At 74.2% G+C, this 1,763-nt stretch carries 1 protein-coding gene and 1 pseudogene; both read left to right on the top strand.

All coding sequences use genetic code 11. From position 1 onward, the window contains the following. Positions 1 to 117: pseudogene (locus ABZ656_RS53535) on the top strand (cyclase); the annotation flags it as partial. Positions 118 to 119: 2 nt separating this feature from the next. Continuing rightward, entirely contained in the window at positions 120 to 1,724 is a 1,605-nt protein-coding gene (locus ABZ656_RS53530) for an FAD-dependent monooxygenase (protein ID WP_360279376.1), read from the top strand. Positions 1,725 to 1,763 lie beyond the last annotated feature (39 nt).

The raw sequence follows: 1,763 nt of genomic DNA, 5'->3' as shown, positions 1-1,763 counted from the left end.
ATCCTCGGCTGCGGAGCCACCGTCGCCGACGCCCGCGAGTACGTCCACACCGCCCTGTCCACCAACAGCCGGGCCACCCTCACCCACGCCAAGGCCTTCGCAGAGAACAGGCGTTGACGATGACGACGGACCATCAGGACACCGACACGACCATCCTGGACACCGACGTCCTCGTGGTCGGAGCGGGCCCCGCCGGGCTGATGCTCGCCACCGAGCTGAGGCTGGGCGGCGCCGAGGTGGTCGTCGTCGACCAGCGCCCCGGCCCGACCACCGAATCCCGGGCCTCCACCCTGCACGCCCGCACGATGGAGATTTTCGACTCCCGCGGGCTGCTGGACGAGCTCGGTACGCCGCCGTGCGAGCCGCGCGGTCACTTCGGCGGCGTACCGCTGGACCTGACGCTGCCCAGCTCGCACGCCGGGCAGTGGAAGGTGGCGCAGACCCGCACCGAGGAGCTGTTGCAGCGGCGGGCCGCCGCGCTGGGCGCCGATCTGCGGCGCCGGCACCAGCTGCTGTCCCTTACGGCGGAGGACGGGGTGGAGGCCGAGGCCATCGGTCCCTACGGTCCCGTCCGCATCCGGGCCCGCTACCTGGTCGGCTGCGACGGCGAGGACAGCACCGTACGGCGCCTGGTCCGGGCCCCCTTCCCGGGCCGGGACGCCGCACGCGAACTGCTGCGCGCCGACGTCTCCGGTGTCGAGGTCGCCGACCGGCGCTTCCAGCGCCTGGAGCACGGGCTCGCCATCGCCGCCACCCGCGAGGGGGTGACCCGGGTGATGGTCCACGAGTTCGGGCGGCCCGCCGCCGAACGCGACGGCGCCGAACCGGACTTCGCGGAGGTCACCGACGTCTGGAAGCGCGTCACCGGCGAGGACATCAGCCAGGGCATCCCCCTGTGGGTCAATGCCTTCGGCGACGCCAACCGGCAGCTCGCCCGCTACCGGCACGGTCGCGTCCTGTTCGCCGGGGACGCCGCGCACCGGCAGATGCCGAGCGGCGGACAGGCCCTCAACCTGGGCGTCCAGGACGCCTTCAACCTCGGCTGGAAGCTCGCCGCCGTCGTCCGCGGCAGCGCGGGCGAGGACCTCCTCGACACCTACCACTCCGAGCGCCACACCGTGGGCCGTCAGGTCCTCGCCAACATCCGGGCCCAGGTCGAGCTGCTGCTCGGCGGCCCGGAGGCCGAACCCGCCCGCGCTCTGCTCACCGAACTCGTCGCCCTGGACGGCGTACGGCAGCACCTCGCCGGGATGATCAGCGGCCTAGGCATCCGGTACGACGTCGAGGGCGTCGAGGGTCGCGGCGCCGGGGGCGCCGGGGGCCACGGCTTCGGGGCCGGCGTCGCCAAGGGCGTCGGCGTCGGCCCCGAGATCCACTCCGACGAACACCCTCTGCTCGGGCGGCGGTTGCCGGACGCGTGGCTGGAGTCCGCGGAGCGTGGCGCGCGGCGCCGTACGACCGAACTGTTGCGCACCGGTCGCGGGTTGCTGTTGTCCCTGGACGGGGACGGCGCCCCGGCGCTGCGCGCGACGGCGGCCTCCTGGTCGGACCGGGTCGTCTTCGTCGCCGACCGCCCCGCGGCCGACGGCCCGCTGCCGATCGGGCAGGCCCTGCTGGTACGGCCCGACGGCTACGTGGCGTGGGCAGGTTCCGATTCCGGTTCGGCCGGTCTGGCGCAGGCGCTGACCCGCTGGTTCGGCGCCCCGGCCGCCGATGACGACTGAGAACGACCGCACGGCCCGTCACCGACGAGCACAGGCACA

Source organism: Streptomyces sp. NPDC007095, from assembly GCF_040634475.1.
Taxonomy (GTDB): Bacteria; Actinomycetota; Actinomycetes; order Streptomycetales; family Streptomycetaceae; genus Streptomyces.
Note: the sequence above shows the minus strand (reverse complement) of the source record. Positions and strands in the feature narration are given on the sequence as shown.

Bases quoted from the DNA above. Each gene is read 5' to 3' on its own strand.
- ABZ656_RS53530 (WP_360279376.1), top strand. From the start codon at position 120: ATGACGACGGACCATCAGGACACCGACACGACCATCCTGGACACCGAC.